The 23,041-nt window shown below is 61.2% G+C and carries 18 protein-coding genes; 8 read left to right on the plus strand and 10 right to left on the minus strand.

Annotated features, from left to right (window positions below; genetic code table 11):
- Positions 1-2: 2 nt before the first annotated feature.
- Complete coding sequence (locus tag O4H62_RS19755) at positions 3-1,079, minus strand: polyamine ABC transporter substrate-binding protein (protein ID WP_430538491.1); 1,077 nt, start codon at positions 1,077-1,079, stop codon at positions 3-5.
- Positions 1,080-1,158: 79 nt separating this feature from the next.
- Complete coding sequence (gene speB / locus O4H62_RS19760) at positions 1,159-2,130, minus strand: agmatinase (RefSeq protein ID WP_269390905.1); 972 nt, start codon at positions 2,128-2,130, stop codon at positions 1,159-1,161.
- Between the two features lie 104 nt (positions 2,131-2,234).
- Here speB and O4H62_RS19765 point away from each other — a divergent pair, with 104 nt between their 5' ends.
- A complete protein-coding gene (locus tag O4H62_RS19765; protein WP_269390475.1) occupies positions 2,235-3,062 on the plus strand; it encodes a helix-turn-helix transcriptional regulator in 828 nt (275 codons plus the stop codon).
- 422 nt (positions 3,063-3,484) lie between these two features.
- Here the strand turns inward: O4H62_RS19765 and O4H62_RS19770 are convergent, their stop codons facing one another.
- Entirely contained in the window at positions 3,485-5,074 is a 1,590-nt protein-coding gene (locus O4H62_RS19770; protein WP_269390476.1) for a peptide chain release factor 3, read from the minus strand.
- 93 nt (positions 5,075-5,167) lie between these two features.
- Between O4H62_RS19770 and dut the strand changes: the two genes are divergently transcribed.
- The 3 genes from dut to cysK all read left to right on the plus strand — a co-directional run bounded on the left by dut (position 5,168) and on the right by cysK (position 7,783).
- Complete coding sequence (gene dut / locus O4H62_RS19775; RefSeq protein WP_269390478.1) at positions 5,168-5,662, plus strand: dUTP diphosphatase; 495 nt, start codon at positions 5,168-5,170, stop codon at positions 5,660-5,662.
- Positions 5,659-6,663 carry a proline racemase family protein gene (locus tag O4H62_RS19780; protein ID WP_269390480.1) on the plus strand — a complete coding sequence of 335 codons (1,005 nt, stop codon included), beginning with the start codon at positions 5,659-5,661 and terminating at the stop codon, positions 6,661-6,663. Before dut ends, O4H62_RS19780 begins: the two co-directional genes overlap by 4 nt.
- A gap of 145 nt (positions 6,664-6,808) precedes the next feature.
- Entirely contained in the window at positions 6,809-7,783 is a 975-nt protein-coding gene (gene cysK, locus O4H62_RS19785) for a cysteine synthase A (RefSeq protein ID WP_269390482.1), read from the plus strand.
- A gap of 114 nt (positions 7,784-7,897) precedes the next feature.
- Here the strand turns inward: cysK and O4H62_RS19790 are convergent, their stop codons facing one another.
- Positions 7,898-9,430 (minus strand): YifB family Mg chelatase-like AAA ATPase, encoded by a 1,533-nt coding sequence (locus tag O4H62_RS19790; protein ID WP_269390906.1) that lies wholly within the window; start codon positions 9,428-9,430, stop codon positions 7,898-7,900.
- 456 nt (positions 9,431-9,886) lie between these two features.
- On the opposite strand from O4H62_RS19790, the gene O4H62_RS19795 reads away from it, so the two are divergent.
- Complete coding sequence (locus O4H62_RS19795) at positions 9,887-10,189, plus strand: YciI family protein (protein ID WP_269390484.1); 303 nt, start codon at positions 9,887-9,889, stop codon at positions 10,187-10,189.
- Between the two features lie 24 nt (positions 10,190-10,213).
- Here O4H62_RS19795 and gshB read toward each other — a convergent pair whose 3' ends face one another.
- The 4 genes from gshB to rsmI form a co-directional block, all read right to left on the minus strand.
- The gene (gene gshB / locus O4H62_RS19800; protein WP_269390486.1) at positions 10,214-11,161 is read right to left on the minus strand and encodes a glutathione synthase; all 948 of its coding nucleotides are present in this window, start codon (positions 11,159-11,161) and stop codon (positions 10,214-10,216) included.
- A 521-nt stretch (positions 11,162-11,682) separates the two neighbouring features.
- Entirely contained in the window at positions 11,683-14,298 is a 2,616-nt protein-coding gene (locus O4H62_RS19805) for a patatin-like phospholipase family protein (protein WP_269390488.1), read from the minus strand.
- Positions 14,299-14,592: 294 nt separating this feature from the next.
- Positions 14,593-14,961, minus strand: coding sequence for a YraN family protein (locus O4H62_RS19810; RefSeq protein ID WP_269390489.1), 369 nt, complete (start codon positions 14,959-14,961; stop codon positions 14,593-14,595).
- Positions 14,958-15,875, minus strand: coding sequence for a 16S rRNA (cytidine(1402)-2'-O)-methyltransferase (rsmI, locus tag O4H62_RS19815; protein WP_430538492.1), 918 nt, complete (start codon positions 15,873-15,875; stop codon positions 14,958-14,960). Before rsmI ends, O4H62_RS19810 begins: the two co-directional genes overlap by 4 nt.
- Positions 15,876-16,183: 308 nt before the next feature.
- Between rsmI and O4H62_RS19820 the strand changes: the two genes are divergently transcribed.
- Both O4H62_RS19820 and O4H62_RS19825 read left to right on the plus strand, forming a co-directional pair.
- Entirely contained in the window at positions 16,184-16,888 is a 705-nt protein-coding gene (locus O4H62_RS19820; RefSeq protein ID WP_269390493.1) for a DUF4336 domain-containing protein, read from the plus strand.
- Between the two features lie 211 nt (positions 16,889-17,099).
- Positions 17,100-17,318: a DUF6500 family protein gene (locus O4H62_RS19825; protein ID WP_269390495.1), complete on the plus strand. Its 219-nt coding sequence runs from the start codon at positions 17,100-17,102 to the stop codon at positions 17,316-17,318.
- Positions 17,319-17,333: 15 nt separating this feature from the next.
- On the opposite strand, the gene O4H62_RS19830 is transcribed toward O4H62_RS19825, so the two are convergent.
- Positions 17,334-18,095, minus strand: a complete 762-nt coding sequence (locus O4H62_RS19830; RefSeq protein ID WP_269390497.1) for a sulfite exporter TauE/SafE family protein — start codon at positions 18,093-18,095, stop codon at positions 17,334-17,336.
- 213 nt (positions 18,096-18,308) lie between these two features.
- On the opposite strand from O4H62_RS19830, the gene O4H62_RS19835 reads away from it, so the two are divergent.
- Positions 18,309-20,225, plus strand: coding sequence for a putative bifunctional diguanylate cyclase/phosphodiesterase (locus tag O4H62_RS19835; protein WP_331284475.1), 1,917 nt, complete (start codon positions 18,309-18,311; stop codon positions 20,223-20,225).
- A gap of 42 nt (positions 20,226-20,267) precedes the next feature.
- Here O4H62_RS19835 and O4H62_RS19840 read toward each other — a convergent pair whose 3' ends face one another.
- A complete protein-coding gene (locus tag O4H62_RS19840; RefSeq protein ID WP_269390499.1) occupies positions 20,268-22,442 on the minus strand; it encodes a bifunctional diguanylate cyclase/phosphodiesterase in 2,175 nt (724 codons plus the stop codon).
- Positions 22,443-23,041: the final 599 nt, after the last annotated feature.

Raw genomic sequence — 23,041 nt, forward strand, 5'->3', positions numbered from 1 at the left:
GTTTATTGGCCGTTCTTGAAGCTGGTCCAGGCGCGATTGAGCAACCGTGTGTACTCTTGGGAGTGTGCGTTGACCGAATAGAGCTTTTCCCGGATCTCGGCTGGCGGATATGTGCCGGGATCATTCCGGATCTCTTCGTTGACCAGTTCGGTCGCCGCTCGGTTGGCGTTTGCGAAATAGGTAAAATTGGTAATCCCGGCTGCCACCTTCGGCTCCAGAATGTAGTTGATGAACGTGAGGGCCGCCTCGGGATGTGGAGCATCGGCTGGGATCGCCATGACGTCAAAATAAATCTCCGCCCCTTCCTTGGGAATGGAATAGCCGAGATCGACCCCCTTGCCGGCTTCTTCGGCCCGGACAAATGCAGTCCCGACATCGCCGTTATAGGTCATAGCCAGGCATAATTCGTTATCTGCCAGATTGTTGATTACCAGGCTGTTGTTGAAGTGCCGCAAGTAAGGGCGGATTTTCGTGAGGACGTCCATTGCAGCCTCGAGATCACCGGCGTCCTCGCTGTTTGGATCCTTGCCCAGATAGGTAAGCGCAGCGGCCACGATCGATGTGGGTGAATCGAGAACGAAGACGCCGCAATCAGCGAACTTCGACACGATCTCGGGGTCGAAAATCATCTGAAGACTGTCCACCGGTGCGTCGGGAAGTCGGGCCATGACCTCGCCGGCGTTGTATGCGATGCCGGTTGTTCCCCAAGTGTAGGGGATCGCATATTCGTTGCCAGGATCGGTGATGGCGAGAATGTCCATGAATTTAGGATCGACATTGCCAAGGTTGGTCAGCTTGCTCTTGTCGATTTTCTGGTATGCGCCGACGGGAATGTGCCGCGCCAACTGACTGGAACCGGGGTAGACGACGTCATATCCGCTGCCGCCGATCAGCATTTTGGTTTCCAGAATTTCCGGAGAATCGAATGTGTCATAGATCGTCTTGATTCCGGTTCTCGCTTCAAAATCGGAAAGCGTGGTTTCACCGAAATACTCAAACCAGTTGAAGATATTGACCGTTTCTTCCGCCTTCGCAGCCGATTGCAGCCCGAGGCAGATCAGTACGGTGCTTGCGAACAGCGCTCGCCTGGTATGTTTCATGGTATTCCCCTTTTTGTTCGGTCTTTGCAGGTTCTACTCGTCTTGGGAGAGTATGCTTTCAGTCTTTGCTGACCCGCGCAGCGGCATGCAGGCACAGCAAGTCGTTAGCCAGGGTCGCCGCGGCCAATGCGGTAATTTCGCTGACGTCGTAGGGCGGGGAGACTTCGACAACATCCATGCCGACCAAATTGATGCCGACGATTTTCCGCAGGATCTCCTGCGCCTGATAAGGGCTCAGGCCGCCGATGACGGGAGTGCCCGTTCCCGGTGCTGAGGCGGGTTCCAATGCGTCGATGTCAAACGTCAGATAAACCTTGTTGCGGCCGACAATCCGCTTGATCTTGTCGGCGACCGCCTGTGGCCCGGTCTGATGCACCTCGACGGCGTCGATGATGTTGAAGCCCAGCGGTTCCGGGTTGTGCGTGCGAATGCCGACCTGAACCGAGCGCGCCGGATCGACGAGACCTTCGCGGGTGGCGTGCCACAGCATTGTTCCATGGTCGATCCGGCCTTCTTCGTCGGCCCAGGTGTCGGTATGGGCGTCAAACTGGATCAGGCTAAGCGGACCATGCTTTTCGGCATGCGCTTTAAGCAACGGGTAGGTGACGAAGTGGTCGCCGCCGATCGAAAGCAGGGCGGTATCGGTTGCCAGGACCGCACGCGCGGCATCGGCTATCTCATTGGGCACGTTCGCCGGGTAGCCGGAGTCAAACTGGCAATCGCCATAGTCAACCACCGAAAGCTGCTCGAACGGATCCTCCGCCCAGGGCCATGGTGCGGACCATGCGATCTGGCTCGAGGCTGCCCGTACGGCCCGCGGCCCGTGCCGTGTTCCCGAGCGGCTGGAGACAGCAAGGTCAAAAGGTATTCCCATGATAGCCACATCGGCCGACGACAAGTCACGGGTATAGCGGCGTCGCATGAAGCTGAGCGCACCCGCATATGTCGCCTCGGCCACTGTTCCCCGGTCTGATTGCCGGGTGAATGCCTGATCCCCGGTGCAGGGGTTGACGCTTGAATCCTTTGTCATCTGCAATCCTGATAATTTGTTGCGGTGCACATAGAGATTGCGGGAGGTGAGCTATGTTAGTAAACTTGCGCATGGATATATATCTATCGCATGAGGGGGACCTGTTGCCGGACTCAGCAAACTCCAAGCAAAACGGCCAGTTGCCGCTCGATGAGGGATGCGCGGACGCCATTGCCCCCCTCCTGAAAACAGCGGGAACCGAACGTTTCGCCTCTTCGCTCAGAACCTTCCTGAATGCGTTTTGCCCGTTCGATTCCATGATTGTGACGCGCTACCGGGCCAAGGCGCCGCCGGTAACGCTGTTTCATGATCTGGATGATGTTCAGGCCGCCATATCAGTCCAGTTCTATGCTACAGGCCCCTATCTGCTCGACCCGCTTTACATTGCGTGCAGGACCGGGCGCAGCGCGGGGGTCTACAGGACATTGGACATCGCGCCTGAAGCCTTTTTCCGGTCTGAATATTTCCGCACGTTCTACCGCAATATCCGCATTCGGGACGAAGCAGGGTTGCTGATTGAACTCAACGGTGATGACTGGATCATCATCTCGCTTGCGTTGAGCAAGCGGAAAACGGACTTTTCATCACCGGATATCGATCGCCTGAAGGTTCTTTTTCCTATCATTTCGGCCGCGGTCGAAAGAACCTGGGGAGACAGGGAGCCCAAAGACCAACCCGGAATCCTGCAAGCACTCGAGGACAGTTTTGAAACATTCGGCGCCGATGTGCTCAGCCCGCGGCAGGCGGAGGTTGTCAGGCTGATCCTGCAGGGCCACTCCACCCCGTCGGCGGCTGCCTACCTCGGCATATCCGAAGGAACGGTCAAGGTTCACCGCCACCATGCCTATGCCAGACTTGGCGTCTCATCGCAGGCCGAACTGTTTTCCATGGCGACACGGTATTTCGTCTTGCCCGCTTCCGGAAGTCATTGATTATGCAATAAACATTGATGTGTCCTGCATTCGGTTGCCCGGCGCGCGCCACCCTTTCCCTCAATGCGATACTGCCCCCACCTTCCACCACAACGGAAAGCCGGAGCTTGACGGAGCCCGGGCCGGCGGGAGGCGGTGAGTTTGGCGCGCGGGCTCAGTACCCGTGTTGCCGAAAGCTCGGCGCGTGCGGACACCCCCGCATGGCAGCGCATCCAATTTTGGGGGCAAAACACGCTGCACCGCTTTGAATGCCGGAACCGGAGCGGGCAAGGGTGCCAAGCCCCTTCTTCCAGCAACCACGGGCCAATGGCCCACGCGCCCCGCACACCGGTTTGACCCGGAAACCCGAATGCCCTCAACCGCCGGCGAGTTTTCGCACGCGGGGATTGGGTGTGTCTGCGCCGCGCCGCGGCCCAGCCGCCTCAGGCGGCCTTGGCGACATGATACTCCTTGATCGCCACCATATCGATCATTTTCCAGCGCTCCGCCTCGTAATTGAGCGAGAACTGGTCCGACGCCAGGAACACCGGATCGCCGTCGAGATCGCGGGCGATGTCTCCGCGATGGCTGGTGACGAAGCGTTCGAGATCGGCCTTGTCGGTGGACGAGATCCAGCGGCATACCGAGAACCGCGCCATCTCGAAACTCACCGGCAGGCCGTATTCCGCCGACAGCCGTTCCTTCAGCACGTCGAGCTGCAGCGCGCCGACCACGCCGACGATCGCCGGCGAGCCGTCTTCGGGCGAGAACAGCTGCACCACGCCTTCTTCGGCCATCTGCTGCAGCGCTTCCTTGAGTTTCTTGGCCTTCATTGCGTCCTCAAGCCTGACGCGGCGCAGGATTTCCGGCGCGAAGTTCGGCACGCCCTGGAACACCAGCGCCTCGCCCTCGGTCAGCGTGTCGCCGATCCGCAAGGTTCCGTGATTGGGGATGCCGACCACGTCGCCGGCATAGGCCGTGTCGGCGATCTGCCGCTGCGAGGCGAAGAAGAACTGCGGCGCCGACAGGCTCATCGGCTTGCCGGTGCGCGCCAGCCGCGCCTTCATGCCGCGCTCGAGCTTGCCCGAGCACACCCTGACGAAGGCGATGCGGTCGCGGTGGTTGGGGTCCATGTTGGCCTGGATCTTGAACACGAACGCCGTCATCTTCGGGTCGGTGGCCTCCACCGTGCGGGTGTCCGCCACCTGCGCCCTCGGCTGCGGCGCATATTCGCCGAGCGCGTCGATCAGGTCGCGGACCCCGAAATTCTTAAGCGCCGAGCCGAAATAGACCGGCGTCAGGTGCCCCTCGCGGAACGCCTCCAGGTCGAACGGCTTGCAGGCCTCCACCGCAAGCGATGTTTCCTCGATGAAGGTCTCGCGTTCGTTTTCCGGAAGCAGCCCGGCAACGGCGTCCGATTCCGGCCCGTTGACCGGCGTCAGCGCGGTCTCCCGGTCCGACAGCCGGATCGCCGATTTCGCCAGGTGATAGGTGCCCGCGAACGACCGTCCCTGTCCGATCGGCCAGGTCATCGGCGCGCAGTCGAGCGCCAGCTTCTGTTCCACCTCGTCGAGGATCTCGAACGGATTGCGCGCCTCGCGGTCCATCTTGTTGACGAAGGTGATGATCGGAATGTCGCGCAAGCGGCAGACCTCGAACAGTTTCAGCGTCCGGGGCTCGATGCCCTTGGCCGCGTCGATCACCATCACCGCCGCGTCCACCGCCGTCAGCGTCCGGTAGGTGTCGTCGGCGAAATCCTCGTGGCCCGGCGTGTCCAGCAGGTTGAAGACATGATTGTCATATTCGAACGTCATCACCGATGTGACCACCGAGATGCCGCGCTCGCGCTCGATCTTCATCCAGTCCGAGCGGGTCTGGATCCGGTCCTTCTTGGCCTTGACCTCGCCGGCCAGCTGGATCGCGCCGCCGAACAGCAGCAGCTTTTCGGTCAGCGTCGTCTTGCCGGCGTCCGGGTGCGAGATGATGGCGAAGGTGCGGCGGCGGCCGACTTCCTCGGCAAGTGGTTCGGGCATCGGGGGCGGATTCCTGTTGATTGCGCTGCCTTCTACCGTCTTGCCGCCCGCCATGCAATTGACCTGAACCCGGCAAGAGTAAAAGCTCGCACGATGACCAACACCGTTCGCCTGTCCCAGCCTGCCCCGGATGCGCGTCCCGCGCTCCTCGTCCTCCGCTTGCCGCACGGCGAAGGCCTCGATCTGCCGTCCTATGAAACGCCGGGTTCCGCCGGCATGGATCTGCGCGCCGCAATTGCCGAGGACACGCCGCTTGAGATCGCGCCCGGCGGCCGCTTCGCCGTCCCCACCGGGCTGGTCATGGAAATCCCGCAAGGCTTCGAGGGCCAGGTCCGTCCGCGCTCCGGGCTGGCGCTCAAGTCCGGCATTACCTGCCTGAACACGCCCGGCACCATCGATAGCGACTATCGCGGCGAGGTCAAGGTCATCCTCGCCAATCTCGGCACTGACGCCTTCACCGTGACGCGGGGCATGCGCATCGCCCAGCTGGTCATCGCCCCGGTGGTGCAGGCCCGCATTGTCCTGCACGACAGCCTCAGCGAAACCGCCCGCGGCGCCGGCGGCTTCGGCTCGACGGGAACCGCATGAGCGGCCCGCTCACCGTCATCGACATGCACACCGGCGGCGAGCCGCTCAGGATCATCACCTCCGGCTATCCCGAATTGCCTGCGGGAACGATCCTGCAAAAGCGCGCCCATGTCCGCGACAATCTCGATCACCTCAGAAAGATTCTGATGTTCGAGCCGCGCGGTCATTTTGACATGTATGGCGCATTGCTGGTCGAGCCGGATTTGCCCGGCGCCGATCTGGCGGTGCTGTTCATGCACAATGAAGGCTATTCCACCATGTGCGGCCACGCCATCATCGCGCTCGGCCGCTATGCGGTGGATCAGGGCCTGGTGGAGCCCGACGGCGACCGCGCCACGGTCAACATCGAGTGCCCCTGCGGGCTGGTCCGCGCCGAGGTCGCCATCCGCGACGGCAAGGCCGCCGATGTCAGCTTCGAAAGCGTGCCCTCCTTCCTGTTTGCCCGCAATCAGACACTTGCGCTTGGCAATTGGGGCAAGATCAGCTTCGACATCGCCTATGGCGGCGCGTTTTATGCGCTGGCCGATGCCCGCCAGTTCGGTCTCAGGTTCGGCCGCGATCCGGTCGCGGCTTTCGTCGACGCTGCCGATCAGCTGACAAGGGCGGCTCAGGCGGCAATCCCGCTGAGCCATCCCGGTGCCGAGGATCTGGCCTTCCTCTATGGCTCGATCCTCACCGACGGCAATGATGCCTATTCGGATCGTCCGACGCGCAATGTCTGCGTCTTCGCCGACCGCCAGGTCGATCGGTCGCCCACCGGCTCCGGCGTCACCGCCCGGCTGGCGGCGATGCAGGCCCGCGGCCAGATCGCGGCCGGGCAGACGCGGATCTTCGAGAGCATCGTCGGCAGCCGGTTTTCGGGATCGGTCGCCTCGCTGACGAGCTGCGGGCCGCACCCCGCCATCACCGCCCGCGTCTCCGGCCGGGCGTTTTACTCGGGCAAGGCGGAGTTCATCCTCGAGGAGGGTGACCCGCTGGCGGCGGGGTTTCTCGTGCGTTGACGCCGGCCGGCTAGTTGGAAATATTTTCCACGTTTCCTAATTCTCAAGGTATCGTATTGCGCGAAACCGAACGCGTCCTTGGCGGAGATGACTCGTCTGCGGACGCTGCTCTGCTAGAGTCACGCCAACCAGAAGGAGCATTTTCATGTCCGCCTATTCCAGTGAAACGCCCGGCCGCGGCCGTATCTACGATTCCATCATCGACACCATCGGCAACACGCCGATCGTCCGGCTCGCCAAGCTTGCGAGCGCCGACGGTGTGAAGGCCGAAATCCTCGCCAAGCTCGAGTTCTTCAACCCGATCGCCTCGGTCAAGGACCGCATCGGCGTCGCCATGATAGAGAGCCTGGAAGCTCAGGGAAAGATCGCGCCGGGCAAGACCACGCTGGTCGAGCCGACCTCTGGCAACACCGGCATCGCGCTGGCCTTCGCCGCCGCCGCCAAGGGCTACCGGCTGATCCTGACCATGCCGGAAACCATGTCGGTCGAGCGCCGCAAGATGCTGGCGCTGCTCGGCGCCGAGCTGGTGTTGACCGAAGGCCTCAAGGGCATGAAGGGCGCTATTGCCAGGGCCGAGGAACTTCTGAACGAGATCCCGGATTCGGTGATGCCACAGCAGTTCGAGAACCCGGCCAACCCGGAAATCCACCGCAACACCACCGCGCTCGAAATCTGGAACGACACCGGCGGCGGCGTCGACATCCTGGTTTCCGGCATCGGCACCGGCGGCACCATCACCGGCGTCGGCCAGGTGCTGAAAGCAAAGAAGCCCGGCCTCAAGGTTGTTGCCGTCGAGCCTGCCGATTCGCCGGTGTTGTCGGGCGGCAATCCCGGCCCGCACAAGATCCAGGGCATCGGCGCCGGCTTCGCCCCCGGCGTGCTCGATACCGGCATCTACGACGAGATCGCCAAGGTCACCAATGACGAGGCCTTCGACATGGCCCGCCGCGTGGCGAAGCTCGAAGGCCTGCCGGTCGGCATTTCCTCGGGCGCGGCGCTCACCGCCGCTGTCCGGGTCGGCCAGCGGCCGGAAAATGCCGGCAAGCAGATCGTCGTCATCATCCCGTCCTTCGCCGAACGCTATCTCTCGACCGCCCTGTTCGACGGGCTGGGCGGCTGAGGGCTGTCTCGCCCCGCTTGAAACCGGGCATACTCGACGTATGGACGATCCGATGCACATCGCCGTCCGGTGACCCGGCGCGTGCCGGGAGTACGACGCGTCGTACTCCCGCGTTCACGCCGCCTGGCTCACCCGCTCGGCGCCGATCCGGTAGGAGATCGCCTCGGCCAGGTGGATACGTCCGACCGTTTCCGCGCCGTCGAGATCGGCAAGCGTCCGTGCCACCTTGAGAATGCGGTGATAGGCGCGGGCCGAAAACCGCATCTTCTCCGCCGCGTCGCTGAGCAGCGCCTGTCCGCCCTGGTCGGGCTGGGCCACCTGCTCGACCAGCGAGGTCGTGCATTGCGAGTTGGTGCGGATGTCGGGCCGGCCGAGATCGAGGTAGCGGGCCTGCTGCATGCGCCGCGCCGCCGCCACCCGGGCGGCCACGTCGGCGCTTGCCTCCGCCGCTTGCGGCTTGATCAGGTCCTGCGCGCTGACCGCCGGCACATCGATGCGGATGTCGATCCGGTCCATCAGCGGGCCTGATATGCGCCCCTGGTAATCGGCCTGGCAGCGCAGCCCGCGCGAGCAGCTGTGCCCCGGTTCGCCCGCCATGCCGCAGCGGCACGGGTTCATCGCCGCGATCAGCTGGATGTTGGCCGGGTAGCTGACCCGGTGGTTGGCCCGCGCGATCACGCTCTCGCCGTTCTCCAGCGGCTGCCTCAGCGAATCGAGCACCTGCGGGGTGAATTCGGGGAATTCGTCGAGAAACAGGATGCCGTTATGCGCCAGCGACACCTCGCCCGGCCGGGCGCGCAACCCGCCGCCGACCATCGCCGCCATCGAGGCGGAATGGTGCGGCGCCCGGAACGGCCGCCGGTCCGAAAGCTTGCCGCCCGCCAGCTGCCCGGCGATGGAATGGATCATCGAGACTTCCAGCAGCTCGGCCGCCGACAGTGGCGGCAGGATCGAGGGCAGCCGCGCGGCCAGCATCGATTTGCCGGAGCCGGGCGGCCCGACCATGATCAGGTTGTGGCCGCCGGCTGCCGCCACCTCGAGCGCCCGCTTGGCGGTTTCCTGGCCCTTGATGTCGGAGAGGTCCGGCAGGTTGGCGGGGGCGGCCCGCATCGCCGGCACAGGGCGACCCAGCACCTGCGTGCCGCGGAAATGATTGGCGATGGCGATCAGCGAGCGCGGCGCCAGGATGTCGATCTCCTCGCCGGCCCAGGCCGCCTCCGGCCCGCTGCCCGCCGGGCAGATCAGCCCCTTGCCCAGCGCATTGGCGCCGATGGCCGCCGGCAGCGCGCCGGCGACGCTGGCGATGGTGCCGTCGAGCGACAGCTCGCCCAGCACAACGTAGCCGTCGAGCGCATCGCCGGGGATGGCCCCGAGCGCCGCCATCAGCCCCAGCGCAATCGGCAGGTCGAAATGGCTGCCTTCCTTGCGCAGGTCCGCCGGCGCCAGGTTGACGGTGACCTTCTTGGCCGGCAGCGACAGTCCGGAGGCGTGCAGCGCCGCCTGCACCCGCTCCCGGCTCTCGGCCACCGCCTTGTCCGGCAGCCCGACGATGTGCATGTTCACCTTGCCCGGCGCGATCATCACCTGAACATCGACCGGCACCGCCTCGATGCCCTGGAACGAAACCGTACTGACCCGCGCGACCATGTGTGCCTGCCCCCTCATGTTGCCTGTCCACCTGCGCCGGGCGTCACCGGAGTTCCCGTTATGCGCGATCCGGAGGGGATTGAAACACGGTATGCGGGGTAAAACAAGAACAATATGGCAACAATTACACCATTAAGGCGAAAAAAGGTTGTACCAGGTTGCGTTGATGGAACGCTGCGGGCCACTCGAAGCTCCGATGCGGGGCCGCTTCATCCGGCCATGCTGCGTCACGCCGCCCGCTGGCGAGGGCGGGATTGATCCCGGCGAAACCGGCCCGCGCGGAGGCTACGGGCGGCACCGGCAGGGAAATGCGGGGGCTGTACACATGATTGTTGCCCCGCGGGGTACAAATTCTGCGAAATCTGAATTAGGTCAGAGCCGTGGTCCGGGCGCTGCCCGGCAGCTCGGCACTCGGCCGGATAGTCGCCCGCAGTTATTTCGGCACGGAGCAGTAGAATGGGATTTCTCAAGGATGGCGAGCATCTCTTCGTCATCGATCTGACCTACATTACCGCACTTGAAACCATCGACCCGCTGGTCGCTCCCCACATGGCCTTCATCGAGCGCAACTATGCAGCAGGCCTGTTCCTGGCCTCGGGCGCCAAGGTGCCACGCACCGGCGGCGTCATCATCGCCCGCGGGAAGTCCGTCGCCGATATCGAGGATCTGATCACCGCCGACCCGTTTCACATGGCCGGCGTCGCCCGCTACAAGATCACCGAATTCGACCCCGGCAATGTCGCTGCTGCCTTGAGGTAGCCGGTTTCCCGGGCGCTGACGGCTTTACCGCCGCTTGGATTCGACCGCGTCCCAGAACAGGGCCGCGATGTCGGGCCCGCCAAAATTCCTGATTTCGCGAATGCCGGTGGGCGAGGTGACGTTGATCTCGGTCATCAGGTCGCCGATGATGTCGATGCCGACCAGGATGAAGCCGCGCGCCTTCAATGACGGCCCGATGCGGGCGCAGATTTCCTTCTCGCGATCCGTCAGTTCGCTGTGTTCGGCGCGGCCGCCGACATGCATGTTCGAGCGTGAATCGTGTTCCGCCGGCACCCGGTTGATGGCGCCCACCGGCTCGCCGTCGATCAGGATGATGCGCTTGTCGCCGGCCCGCACATGCGGCAGGTATTCCTGCGCGATGAACGGCTCGCGGTACATCTGCGCGAACATTTCCAGAAGCGAGGACATGTTGCGGTCGTCGGGCTTGATGTGGAACACGCCGGCGCCGCCATTGCCGTAGAGCGGCTTGAGGATCATGTCGCCGACTTCCGCGCGGAAGGCGTTGATCGTCGCCGGATCGCGGGAAATCAGCGTCTTCGGCATCAGGTCGGGGAATTCGGTGACGAAGATCTTCTCCGGCGAATTGCGCACCCAGGCCGGGTCGTTGACGACCAGCGTCTTCGGATGCACCCGCTCGAGCAGGTGTGTCGACGTGATGTAGGACATGTCGAATGGCGGGTCCTGGCGCAACAGCACCACGTCCATGCTCGAAAGATCGATCTTTTCCTGCGGCCCGAGTTCGAAATGGTCGCCCTCGACATCCCTGAGGATCATCGGCTCGGCGATGGCCTGTACGACCCCGTCGCGCATCGACAGCTGGTCCGGCGTGTAGTGAAACAGGTGATAGCCGCGCGCCTGCGCCTCCAGCGACATGGCGAAGGTGGAATCGCCGGCGATCTTGATCGAGCTCACATGGTCCATCTGGACCGCGACATTCCGGATCTTGCTCATGGGTAGGGTCTCTCCGCCAATCTGTTGGCTCTCACATAGGGCGTGGGTGGGGGGGATTGCAACGGGGGAGGGGATGGAAATGGGGGAATGACCATTCAGTGTCGGATGAGCTAGCGGAACCATGTGGAGATACTTGTCGAAAAGGTTACGTTCCCGACTTCTCATAAGGGCAGGGAGCGGGAAATCTCGGCACAAGTTAACCTGAATGTACTCCCCAAACTCACATCAGCCGATCTGATCAATTTTGATAAGTCGGCAATTGGAGCTGGTGTCGAAGCATCCGGAAGCCTGCCTTCAAAAGGGTCAGGATTAACGGGCGAGACAATTCTTCGCATGCGCCGTCCCATCCAATGAGCGTTGCATATCGCGCCTCGAACAGCGCGCGAAACGAACGAACCATAGCGCTTTATTTTAAGGCGTGCGAATTTCCGGACAAAATCGGAACAAGATTTCGGCGCTTCCGGAGTTGGATCCCAGGTGGCGGGCCCCCTTAAGAGGGTATGGGGTGCGACAGGAACAGTCTAAAGCCTCAAATGTTCTCTTAGCATTTCCTTGAGTTCGTCATGTGTTCTGCTCTCTGTGTTCCTCAACTCTTCAAGGGCACGGGATACGCTGTGGAATCCCAAGGCTCTGTAAACCTCCATCTGTTCCTCGGAGAAAAACTGATCAGCGGTCGATTCATGCGGGAAGTTGGGATAGCGCCGCTCGTAATCGAGAACGTAATCTGCCTCATCGCCAGTCACGTTAGCCTTTATGTAGAGAAGCACCCCGTCCTTGACCGCGCTGTTGGGTCCCGAATACAAAATCTTGCCTATAGCAAAGTGATTGCCATGGGACGGATCCGATTTGGAGACCGATTCGGTGCGATTGGCGCTACGATTTCGTGCGGATGCACGGATGGGCATCCAATCGATGTCTATTCTGTGACCAAGGTCTATTCTGGCGAAGCGCTGGGCGTCGGCGAGTGCGCCGAAGTTCATCGCAGGGTCGGCTTCCGAATCTATGACAATAATCACTTTGCATCTGCGCTTAAGCAACTGGTACAGACCGATATTGTCGATATGGCCACCATCGCTGAGCAGCAGCTTTCGGCTACTCGTTCGCAGCAACCCAAACGCTTCCTGAAGAAGATAGAGGGAAAATATTTCAGTCCATTTTGGAACATTGTATTCTCCAGCAATCGAGTTGGGATTGTCCAGCCAGTATCCCAGCCTCAAATTCAGAAGCGCAAGCGTAGGAGACAGAAGAGGCGTACCGACCCGGCCGGAATTCGAGGAAACAGCGGCCCCGGAAATTGCGACCGCAGTCGCCAGATCCACCTTGCGATTGGATTGATCGTACTGGCCCGGGCAAACGTAACCAGTCGCATCGCTGCCTATATGGGTTTTGGAGAACTGAAAGAATTCCGCCCGTCTGCCCCGCTTCGCCGGGTCAAAAGCATCACGCTTGATTTCATCTTCATCATATTCCTTGTCGCTGTAGCGCGTGGCGTTCAGCGTTGCATTGATCAGCAGCAACGGCGCTACATCCGTTTCAAGCTCCGACAATGCCAGCGATTGGGCCTCCTTCTTGCGATCCTTTGCTTCTCCGGGTTTGTTGGGCCCGAGCGCGAATGCGGTGTTTAGTCGATCGCGGTACAGTCCGTGCAGAGTATTTGCGTTCTCGGAGAATGTGAGGCTGACGAATATGGTGATACCGCTTATCCAGGCAAAGCACCGCAGTGCATCCCAGTATTGTTGCTGTCCCGCAGGATTGTCTCGCGTTGCAATCATTGCCAGATAGAGAGTACCAAAGAGAGCAAAAAAATAGGCCAGCTTCCGGGCAGTAGCTCCCTTCTCTTCCCGAATCTTTTTGGAGGATGCCTTGATAAAGTCCCACGAGCCCCGGGCTCTCCAAGACGCGTAAATGAGCCAGGCAAAAAAGGACAAGACAAAGCCAATGAAAAGAAAGCGCTCTCCCGAAAGGAACATGTTTGGGAGCAATGGATATTGTTCAGTTGGCCCATAGTTAGAAGGTAGGGAGTTTGTTGCGATGCCGCTTGCCGCGATCCCGATAAACGCGACATAGAGGGCGAACGGCATTACAAACGCTGCCAAAACAATGACCAGCTTTGCCAGAATGACCTTGAACATCGCGCCGATTGTCGGTGAATCTGTTGCGTTGGCTATTACACTTGCCAACTGTTGCCTGAACGCGACCACGGCCGATGCGGCGGCCGCGATACTCGCAGAAACTGTTGATAGTTCTGCTCCCCAGCTGAAATCGGGTGATCCAAACACCACGATCCATTTTTCGATGGCGTAGGTTTGGCTCTCGGCGATGAATGCCAGCAGGAGGGACACCACTCCAAACTTGGTGAGTGACGCGCCAAAGCCCCGATAGTCTGGCTTGGCATGCTTGGACCGGCTTCCGGTTATCTCACGGTAAGACCTCACAACGCCCCAAAGAGAAAGTAAGAAGAAACCTGTTATCAGCGTAATCTTTGTCACAAGAAAACGCTGGTGCAAGAGCTCGTAAACTGCCGCATTCGGATCCGATGATACCCAGTCTAGCCAGATGTCTGCGGCGAAACTGTACTTCAAATGGTCAACGGTCGGATTCGCCAGAATCACCATCGTTGCGAGGGGAAGAATTACAGCCAGAACCAGAATAATATTGACGACAAGGCCACGAAGCAGGACTCCCGTCGATTTCAAGACGTCATTGAACCCGTGCGGCATGAGATACCGGCTGTGGTCCCTGATATGTCTCAACTGCGGGCTGTCCTTGTAGTCATCCGGCGCAATTGCCAGGAACGGAAATTTGACTTCCGACGGCACTTCTTTGGCACCGCGAGTCATTGCCGCAATCATGCTGGCGCCGATGTAGCCACCACCGGAAACGGTCGACAAGTAATCGATACGCTTTACCAGGTCGTTTGCCCCGAGAGCCTGCAATGCGCCCAGGCAGAATGATGCTGACCGGACACCTCCGCCAGACAGGGCAAGCCCGACAAGATCGGTAATTTCCTCGCAGGCTTCTGGATCTTGTTCGTTTTCACCACGCCTTTTTCGGATCGCCACGCGTTCCGCTTTGACTACCTTTTCGAAGTCCGCCAGTACATTTGACGGTTCACTCTTGCTTTCGGAACCCGGCATGAAGGTGCCCTCCGCCGTTCGGGATTTTTAAGATTGGAATTAATCTGATCTATTTCATTTATAGTATAGCTTATGGTAAGGTTTTTGCATATAAAATTCATTCCGGCAATGTATATGTCAAGTTAATATTGCGAAGTATACAAAGATAAATTGTGGCGCTTCAAGCGTCCTTTGTTCGGCGCAATAGCAAATAGCGACAAAGCGTGCAGAAGCCCGCTCGACGCGGAAAGCAATCAAGTCATCCGGGATGAACCCGTTCGGTTCAGCTTCTATCCCGGCAAGAGAGGCTATCCTTTAGAACGCATCCTCCAGATGCTTGGGCCACTTCCACGGGCTGACCACGATAACGTCATGCCGCCACGACAGCCGGGCCGAGTCCTTCTGCCGGCTGATGAACAGCTCGCCGGCCGCCGCGATCCGCCGCTGTGCCGGATAACTCACCGCATCGACGCCCGCGGCCAGGTCGCGCCGCGCCTTGACCTCGACGAAGGCAACGAGATCGCGTTTGCGCGCGACAATGTCGATTTCCCCCACCGGGGTGCGGTAGCGCAGGGCGGCGATGCGGTAGCCCTTGAGCATCAGGGCCAGCGCGGCAAGCCACTCCGCGCGGCGGCCCTTGCGCTCGGAGCGCCGTTTCCTGTCGAGCCTGTCGCCCGCGCTCACGCCCCGTCCCTGGGCGAGGTGGCCTTCATGGCGAGCAAGCGCTGATAGAGATCCTTGCGGTTGAGCCCGGTCAGCCGCGCCGCTTCCGTCGCCGCCTTGCCGGCGGGCAGCTCGCGCGCGAGCCTCGCCAGCAGCGTCTCGACATCGTCTTGCGAGGGCGGCGGCGTCGAGCCGGGACCGATCACCAGCACGATCTCGCCGCGGACGTTTTCGTCCACGTAACTGGCGGCAAGCTCGCCCAGCGTGCCGCGCCGGATTTCCTCATAGGCCTTGGTCAGTTCCCGGCAGACGGCGGCCGGGCGGTCAGGGCCGAGCACTTCCGCCGCGGATTTCAGGCAGGCCGCCAGCCTGTTCGGGCTTTCGAAGAACATCAGCGTCGCCTCCGTCGCTGCGAAGCTCGCCAGCCGGTCGCGCCGCGCCTTGTCTTTCGACGGCAGGAAGCCGGCGAACAGAAAGGTGTCGCTCGGCAGGCCCGAGGCCACCAGGGCCGCCATCGGCGCAGACGCCCCGGGGATCGGGATCACCGGCAACCCGGCCTCGATGGCGGTCTGCGACAGCCGGTAGCCGGGATCGGAGACCAGCGGCGTGCCGGCGTCGGAAATCAGCGCCACGCTCTTGCCCGCTTCAAGGGCTGCCATCAGCTTCGGCCCGGCGCGCTCGGCATTGTGTTCGTGATAGGCGTAAGGCCGGGTGGCGATGCCGAAACGGTCGAGCAGCACCCGGCTCACCCGGGTGTCCTCGCAGGCGATGATGTCGGCGCCTGCCAGCGTCTCCAGCCCGCGGATCGTCATGTCGCCCAGGTTTCCGATCGGCGTGGAAACCAGATAGAGCCCCGGCGCAAGCGGCCGCGCGGCGATCTCGTGCGCACCGATGCGGAAAGACCGCGCCGGCTGGCCGCCTTCCGCCGTCGCCATGTTGCCGCTGTCGGCCGAAGCCGTTGATTTCCTGCCTGCCATCGGTGCCCCGCAACCCGGCTTGAGCTGTCAGTCAAGCGGGCCATGTTTCATACGGTCCCGGTTTAGCAGGTTTTTCGAACGCGGCGCGAGAGGTGTGCGAACGGAAACTGGCCCTTTCTCCAACCGCCCTGCGCCCAATGTAGTTGAATACCGGACCGGTCATGCCTTCTTGTTCATGAGGATCCGCCTCGATCCTCTGACTATTGTCACAAACAGGGTGCAACGTGGCGGCTATAATGAAATGAGGAACGGGTCCGGGAAGTATCATGGGTACTCTGAAGCAACTGGCAAATGACATATGGATCGCTGACGGGGACATCGTCGATTTCTACGGATTTCCCTATCCGACCCGCTGCGTCGTTGTCCGGTTGGCCGATGGCGGTCTTTGGGTGTGGTCGCCGATCGCCCTGACATCCGGATTGAGGGCCGAGATTGAACAACTGGGTCAACCGGCGCATCTCGTCAGCCCCAACAAGATCCACCACCTCTATCTGCAGGACTGGCACGCCGCCTATCCGGAAGCCCGGCTTTGGGGGCCGCAATCGACGATCAGCAAGCGGACGGATCTGGCATTCGAAGCGCCGCTGGAAGACAATCCGCCGGAAGTCTGGCGGCAGGACATCGACCAGGCATGGTTCCGCGGATCCGGTTTCCTCGATGAAAACGTGTTTTTCCACCGGGCATCCCAAACCGCAATCATTGCCGACATGTCGGAGAACTTCACCGAGGATTTCCTGCGCCGGCACTGGTCCGGCTGGAAGCGCTGTATTGCCCGGGTATGGGGCATCGTGGAAGGGAAAGGCTATGCCCCCTTGGAGGTGCGCTGGTCATTTCTGTCCCGCGGCCCTTTGCGCGCCGCGCGCGACAAGGTTCTGGGCTGGAACCCGAAGCGCGTTGTCATGGCCCACGGAAGAATACAGCAAAGCGGTGGCAGGAGTTATCTGGCCAAGGCATTCGAATGGATCGGCTGATGCCTGCCGGGAGCCGGCCGTGCTGCCGTGTGCGCGGCTTGAACGCAGTCCGCCAAAGCGGCGCGCCGGTGCGGCCGCCGTTTTCAGAACGCCTGGCTGACACCCGCTTCCTCGCAGGCGATGAATGCCTTCCCGCCACGTCGACGCGCATCACTGCTGACAGGTCTTGTCCGCTCGTTCTGCTATGGGGCGGGACAGGACCGGAGCCCCCATGCGCGCATCGTTGAGAGAAAAAGCCATTGCCGTCTGTGATGCGAAGATCGCGCAAAAAGGCGAGGGCGTCGGGCTTTCCTTCTACGCCTTCTTTGCCAATAAAAATGACGATCCCGACCTGCTGATGGAGGCCGCGACCTGGTGGATCCGCACGCACCGGCTGGACCATTTCGAGAAGGCCGTGAGAATCCGGCGCCTGTTGCTTGATCAGCAATGAGGCTACGAGACGGCCTCAGCTCAACTGGCTGATCAGGCCTGCCGCCGACAGGAGCGTGAGAAGCGCCAGGCAGGCGATCTTGTAGAGGTGCTCGTAAGCCGGGCGAAACAGCCGTATTCCGGCGAAGACGCCGATCAGCACCACCGGCGTCATCAGCACGCCGCGCCAGATCGCCTGCATGGTCATCAGGTCATAGGCGATGAGCGAAACCAGCGAGGTGAACATGCTGATCGCCAGGAACATCACCAGCGATGCCCGCATCTGCCTGGGGGGCGCTTCGCTGGCCAGCACGTAAAGTGCGATCACCATGCCGCCGACGGATGCGAGCCCGGTGGCGATCCCGGCGGTCAGTCCGCTGGCATAGAGGCCTTTTTGTGTGCTCAGGAAGGCCGGTTTCAGCTTGAAGAACTGCGCCAGCGTCAACGTCAGGATCAGGCTCAACGCCAGTTTCCGCGACAGCTCCACATCGATGCTCGTGGTGGCGAGCAGCCCCAACGGCATGCCGATGGCCGAACAGATCACCAGGCCCCAGACGATCCTCATGTTGGCGTGCGCCATGCCGCCCCGGAACATCGCCAGGCTTGCCGCGCCCTCGAGCAGAAAGCACATCGGGATCAGTTCGATCGGCGGGATGAGGACGGCGACCGACGCCATCACGATGGCCGACAGGCCGAAGCCGGCAAAACCGCGGATCAGCCCGGCCATGAACACCGCAGCCAGGACAATCAGGAGGTCAGCCGCGGCAAGCCCGGTGTACTGCGTCAGGGTGGCAAGCATCAGGCAGGCTGTTCCTTCATGTGAGCGCCTGGGGCGCGGATGGCCTGCCGGCGGTGTCAGCGTGGACCGGTTTTCGGGGGCCGGCCGGATGCACGTGGTCAGGGCGGGTTTCGGAAACTCTAATTTAATATACACCTTGTATTATCAGTCGGAGTGTTTCTTTTCTCAATTTGATGACGGCCTCCACAAGTGATGAAGTCAGTGTATTCCCGGTTGAAACGTCTGGTAACGGTACCCGCAGGGAATGCCGATCTGCTCAAGGCCCAGTTCGAGGTCTTCTCGAGCCAGGTCCCGTTGATGTACTCCATTGTGCTGATCAACGCTTGGGCGCTCGCCATTACCTTCACGCCGGAAGCGCCCGTCTGGCTCACATTCTGGCTTCCCGTCGTGATCACGCTGGTCTGCGGTGTCCGTATCGCGGCCTGGTGGCGCTCGCGGCGGAGCATCCCCACGGCTGAAGCCGCTCACAAGGCGCTGACCCGGACCAACCAGTTCAGCTTCATTCTGACCGCCGGCCTTGCTGTCTGGGCATTGTCTCTCTACCCCTATGGCGATGCCTACATGCATGGCAATATTGCCTTCTTCGTCGGCATCACCGGGGTTGGAGTGATCATCTGCCTGCAGCAGCTGCCATCGGCGGCCTTTATGGTCGCCATTGTCATCAACACCCTGTTCGTCCTGTATTTCAGCATAGCGGGCATTCCGTATTTCCTCGGAATGGCGATCAACCTGGTGCTTGTCTCTGCAGCAATGCTTCTGATCGTGACCGTGCAGTATCGGCATTTCTCCGCTGCGGTGAGCGCACGAACCAAGCTTGAGCTCGCCAACCGGGAAAACGCACGACTGGCAAACCTCGACAGCCTGACCGGCCTCGCCAATCGCCGCCAGTTTTTCACCCAGCTCGAGGCGGCCTTTGCTCAGTCCGAAGGCAAGCGCCTGGCCGTTGGCATTATCGATCTGGATGGCTTCAAGCCTGTCAACGACCTCTATGGCCATACCGTCGGCGACGCCCTGCTCTACGAAGTCGGGCAGCGTCTCTCCGGTCTTGCCGGCAGCAATGCGCAGATATCCCGGCTTGGCGGCGACGAGTTTGCCCTGACTGTAACCGATTGCCCAGATGATGCGGAACTGCTGGCCCTGGGCGAAGAGATTTGCACGGCGTTGCGGGCCCCCTTCGTGCTGACCGAGGCGACGGTTCAGATCTCCGGTTCGGTCGGATTCTCCGTCTACCCGGAGCTGGCCGACGATGTGCACCAGCTCTATGAGCGGGCCGATTACGCCCTGTATCAGGGCAAGCGCAGCAACCGCGGCCATGCGCTGCTGTTCACCAGCGAGCACGTCATTGCCATCGAGCAGAACCAGCAGCTTGAACAGGTGCTGAGCAGGGCGGATCTCGATGCCGAACTCGTCGTCCTGTTTCAGCCCATCATCGATATCCAGAGCGGACGGACGATGGCCTTCGAAGCCCTTGCCCGCTGGAACAGCCCGGTTTTGGGATCGGTGTCGCCCGGTCTCTTCATTCCCGTTGCCGAACGGATCGGCCTGATCGGCGACCTGACATGCGTGCTGCTGAAAAAGGCGCTGGCCGCGGCCTGCCGCTGGCCGGACAATGTCGGGCTTTCATTCAATCTGTCGACCCATGACATCAGCTCTCCCGACGGCGTGGCGACCATAGCCAGCATCATTTTGTCGAGCGGCATCGATCCCAGGCGGCTTGATCTCGAAATCACCGAAACGGCGATGATATATGATTTCGGCCAGGCCAAGGCCTCCATCGAAGTCTTCAAGATCCTCGGTTGCGGCATCGCGCTCGATGACTTCGGGACCGGTTATTCGAGCCTCAGCCAGCTGCACGCCCTGCCGCTGACCAAGATCAAGATCGACCGCAGCTTCGTCTCCGGCATTCACAAGAACCCGGCCAGCTACAAGATTGTCAAGTCGCTGCTGGCGCTGAGCTCCGACATGGGGCTGGGTTGCGTCATCGAAGGCGTCGAGACCAGCGAGGAGCTTGATGCCTTGAAAAAGCTCGGCGGCGTATTGGTCCAGGGCTATTTCTATTCACCGCCGGTCGCGGAAACCGAAATCGCCGGATTTCTGCCGGGCCGTACTCCGGTCCGCATGGCGGGATAGGGCTACCGGCCTTGCGGTTGGCAGACGGGGCCAGTGCGCGGATCAGGCCGTGCGGGTCTCGGATGCGGGCTGCGACCGTGCGATCTTCTTGACCACTTCCGGGATCAGCAGGGCAGGCGCCGGCCTCGAATAGTAGAAGCCCTGAATGGCGTCACAGCCCATGTTCCTGATCACTGCCACCTCTTCGCCGGTCTCCGCTCCTTCAATGACGATACTGAAACCGAGGCCGCGGCCCAGTTCGAGAATGCCGCGCAGCACCTTCTGCTTGCGCACATCGGTATCGATGTCGGAGACGAAGCTCCTGTCGACTTTCAACTGGTCAAACGGCAGGCGGTTGAGATAGGAGAGCGATGAATAACCCGAGCCGAAATCGTCAAGCGACAGCAATACGCCGAGCTGCCGGATTGCCGAGAGAACGGTCTCGATCCGCCGTTCGCTCTGGTCGACAAACACCCCTTCGGTGATTTCGATGCAGATCTCGCTGCCGGACAGCCCGTGACGTTTGAGTGCGTCTTTCACCACCGCGACAAAGTTGGACTGCCACAACTGGATCGGCGACACATTGACCGAGATGTGCTTGAAATCGAAGTTCTTCTCGCGCCACTTCGCGGCCTGTTCGCAGGCGAGGTTGAGAACAATGGTGCCCAGATCGATAATCTGCCCGCTGCTCTCGGCGATCGGAATGAAAAGCCCCGGGGAAATTGGCCCTTCCGCCGGATGGGTCCACCGGGCGAGCGCCTCGACACCGGCAAGCTGGTTTGTCGACGGGTCGATCTGCGGCTGGAAGTGGATCTCGATCTCGCGCTCCTGTATGGCCAGCCGAAGCATCCGCTCCATCCGGATGTTGTTTTCGAACTCGTCATGCAGTTCCGATGAGAAGATCAGCGCCTGGTCGCCGGTGGCCTTTGCCTTGCGCAGCGCCAACCCGGCGTTGCGATGGGCCTCGTCCGCATCCCTGGCATCATGCTGCAGCAGAACGATGCCGGCTGATCCGGTAATGTGAAACTCGCCGGCGCTCAGATGGACCGGCTGATGAAGCGCACTCAGCAGTTCCTGGGCAAGCGCGGAGATCTGGTCGGTCGACCTGCCATCCCCGATCAGAATGGTGAAATGGTCGGCAGCCAGGCGGGCAATGCGGGCTCCGTGCCCGGCGGTATCTTCGATCCTGGCGGCGACCATTTTCAGCAGGGCGTCGCCTACCGTCTGCCCGTAGGCGTCATTGATCTTCTTGAACTTGTCGATATCGAGATGCACCAGCGTCCATTTGCGTTTGCCGGAAAGGCTTTCGCTCAGCGCGGTGTCGAGATCGCTGAGATAGCGGCCCCGGTTGGACAGCCCCGTCAGCGTGTCCGTGTAGGCCAGGTGGGCAAGCTTGCCCTGCAGCGCCACCACCCGTTCGAGCCCCTGGGCCAGCGCACCGATCTCGTCGTCTCTGCTGTTGTAGGGCACCGCGCCGCCCGGCGCGCCGGCGGCAAGATCGTCTGCATATCTCGCCAGCACCCTGAGAGGCTTCATCTCCGCACCCATGATGGCCGCTCCGATGGCCGCGACAAGCATCAGGATGAGGCCGGTCGCGACGATGATCTGCCAGCGCAGCTCGGTCTTTGCCGCCACCAGGTCGTCGACCCAGCCGACATCGACGGCCAGCGCGCCGGCGATGGCGCCGCTGGCGGCCTGGATCGGCGTCAGGTGGGCCAGACGCATCCGGCCCATGACCGGCACCTCGCCCAGGTGCGGCCGGTTGTTGATGAGATTGTCGTAGGCGGGATGCAGGATGCCGATCGACATCGGCGGCGGCATCGATCCGTCCGGTTTCCTGAAGGTCGTGGCGAAACGGTCGAAAGCCTGGGTTTCAGGATTGAGCCTGAACAGGTTGGCGGCACCCTGGTTGATAGCGCCGATTTCCTTGAGAAGCGTGTCGTGGTCTTGCCGGAACGAGAGCGCTGCTTCGGTGTCCGTACTTTTGAGCTGCAGGGCCTGCGGGCGGCCGCTTTCATCGCGGATGGCGGCAAATTCGGGTGCCAGCCGTTCCGCGAACAGGGCCGCCGCCGTACGTGCCGCGCGGTCGATACGGATGGCGGAATGGGTCGCTGTCACTTCGTAGAGCTTGAAGTAACCGAGTGTGGCGGTAATCAGAATTGAAACAGATACGATCAGCACCAGAAGAGCTGTCGCTCTGGCGGTTGTTCCCTTGATAAACCAGAATAGTCTGGACATATTCGGCTACCACAACAAATTGTTTAAATAGCATATGAATACGTAGCGGATAAAGCTTGCGCGAAAATGAAGCGAGAAGAGAACATTTTTAATGTTTGTCAATTTGCTGATCGAAGTGATCCGGTAAAGAATTTTCAGATGAATACTGTCCGTTGGCGCAGTGAAGGCAAATAGTGCTGAAGCTTGTTGGCCATGCAAGCCGGCGCAATTTCCTCAAATGAAGCACAATGCTTGCCGTGGCCGAATCGCCGCCACCTCATGCCGGCCTGGTTGCCGGAACCGAATCAGCGTTTGCCGTCTTGCCGGCCAGAGCCGATCATCTTTGGCTGGAAGCGATTTGATGGACAGGATTTTTCGTGTCAGCGAGGAAAACCCGCAAGCACGATGCAGCGCATCGTGCGAGGATTTTGACGACGCTGGCGCGGAAAAGACGTCCAAGCTTGGCGAATCGGACAGCTAGACCGGAATCAATCCATCATAATCGTCTGGACTTGGCCTTTCGCGCCCTGGACTGCGTCGCGCGAGGCTAACGGCGCTCGCGCCGCGTCGCCTCCCGCTCCTAGCCAGATCACGAAATTCCGGCGTTCAAACGATTCCAT

This window comes from Parahoeflea alexandrii (assembly GCF_027214025.1).
GTDB classification, from domain to species: Bacteria; Pseudomonadota; Alphaproteobacteria; order Rhizobiales; family Rhizobiaceae; genus Hoeflea; species Hoeflea alexandrii_A.

Coding starts and splice junctions, on each gene's coding strand:
- rsmI (WP_430538492.1), bottom strand. CDS start 15,875: ATGGCGACGGCGGAAGGCGGCCAGCCGGCGCGGTCTTTCCGCATCGGT.
- O4H62_RS19790 (WP_269390906.1), bottom strand. CDS start 9,430: ATGGTCGCGCGGGTCAGTACGGTTTCGTTCCAGGGCATCGAGGCGGTG.
- O4H62_RS19780 (WP_269390480.1), top strand. CDS start 5,659: ATGAGCGGCCCGCTCACCGTCATCGACATGCACACCGGCGGCGAGCCG.
- O4H62_RS19830 (WP_269390497.1), bottom strand. CDS start 18,095: ATGCTTGCCACCCTGACGCAGTACACCGGGCTTGCCGCGGCTGACCTC.
- O4H62_RS19795 (WP_269390484.1), top strand. CDS start 9,887: ATGGGATTTCTCAAGGATGGCGAGCATCTCTTCGTCATCGATCTGACC.
- O4H62_RS19805 (WP_269390488.1), bottom strand. CDS start 14,298: ATGCCGGGTTCCGAAAGCAAGAGTGAACCGTCAAATGTACTGGCGGAC.
- cysK (WP_269390482.1), top strand. CDS start 6,809: ATGTCCGCCTATTCCAGTGAAACGCCCGGCCGCGGCCGTATCTACGAT.
- dut (WP_269390478.1), top strand. CDS start 5,168: ATGACCAACACCGTTCGCCTGTCCCAGCCTGCCCCGGATGCGCGTCCC.
- speB (WP_269390905.1), bottom strand. CDS start 2,130: ATGACAAAGGATTCAAGCGTCAACCCCTGCACCGGGGATCAGGCATTC.
- O4H62_RS19770 (WP_269390476.1), bottom strand. CDS start 5,074: ATGCCCGAACCACTTGCCGAGGAAGTCGGCCGCCGCCGCACCTTCGCC.
- O4H62_RS19825 (WP_269390495.1), top strand. CDS start 17,100: ATGCGCGCATCGTTGAGAGAAAAAGCCATTGCCGTCTGTGATGCGAAG.
- gshB (WP_269390486.1), bottom strand. CDS start 11,161: ATGAGCAAGATCCGGAATGTCGCGGTCCAGATGGACCATGTGAGCTCG.
- O4H62_RS19820 (WP_269390493.1), top strand. CDS start 16,184: ATGGGTACTCTGAAGCAACTGGCAAATGACATATGGATCGCTGACGGG.
- O4H62_RS19840 (WP_269390499.1), bottom strand. CDS start 22,442: ATGTCCAGACTATTCTGGTTTATCAAGGGAACAACCGCCAGAGCGACA.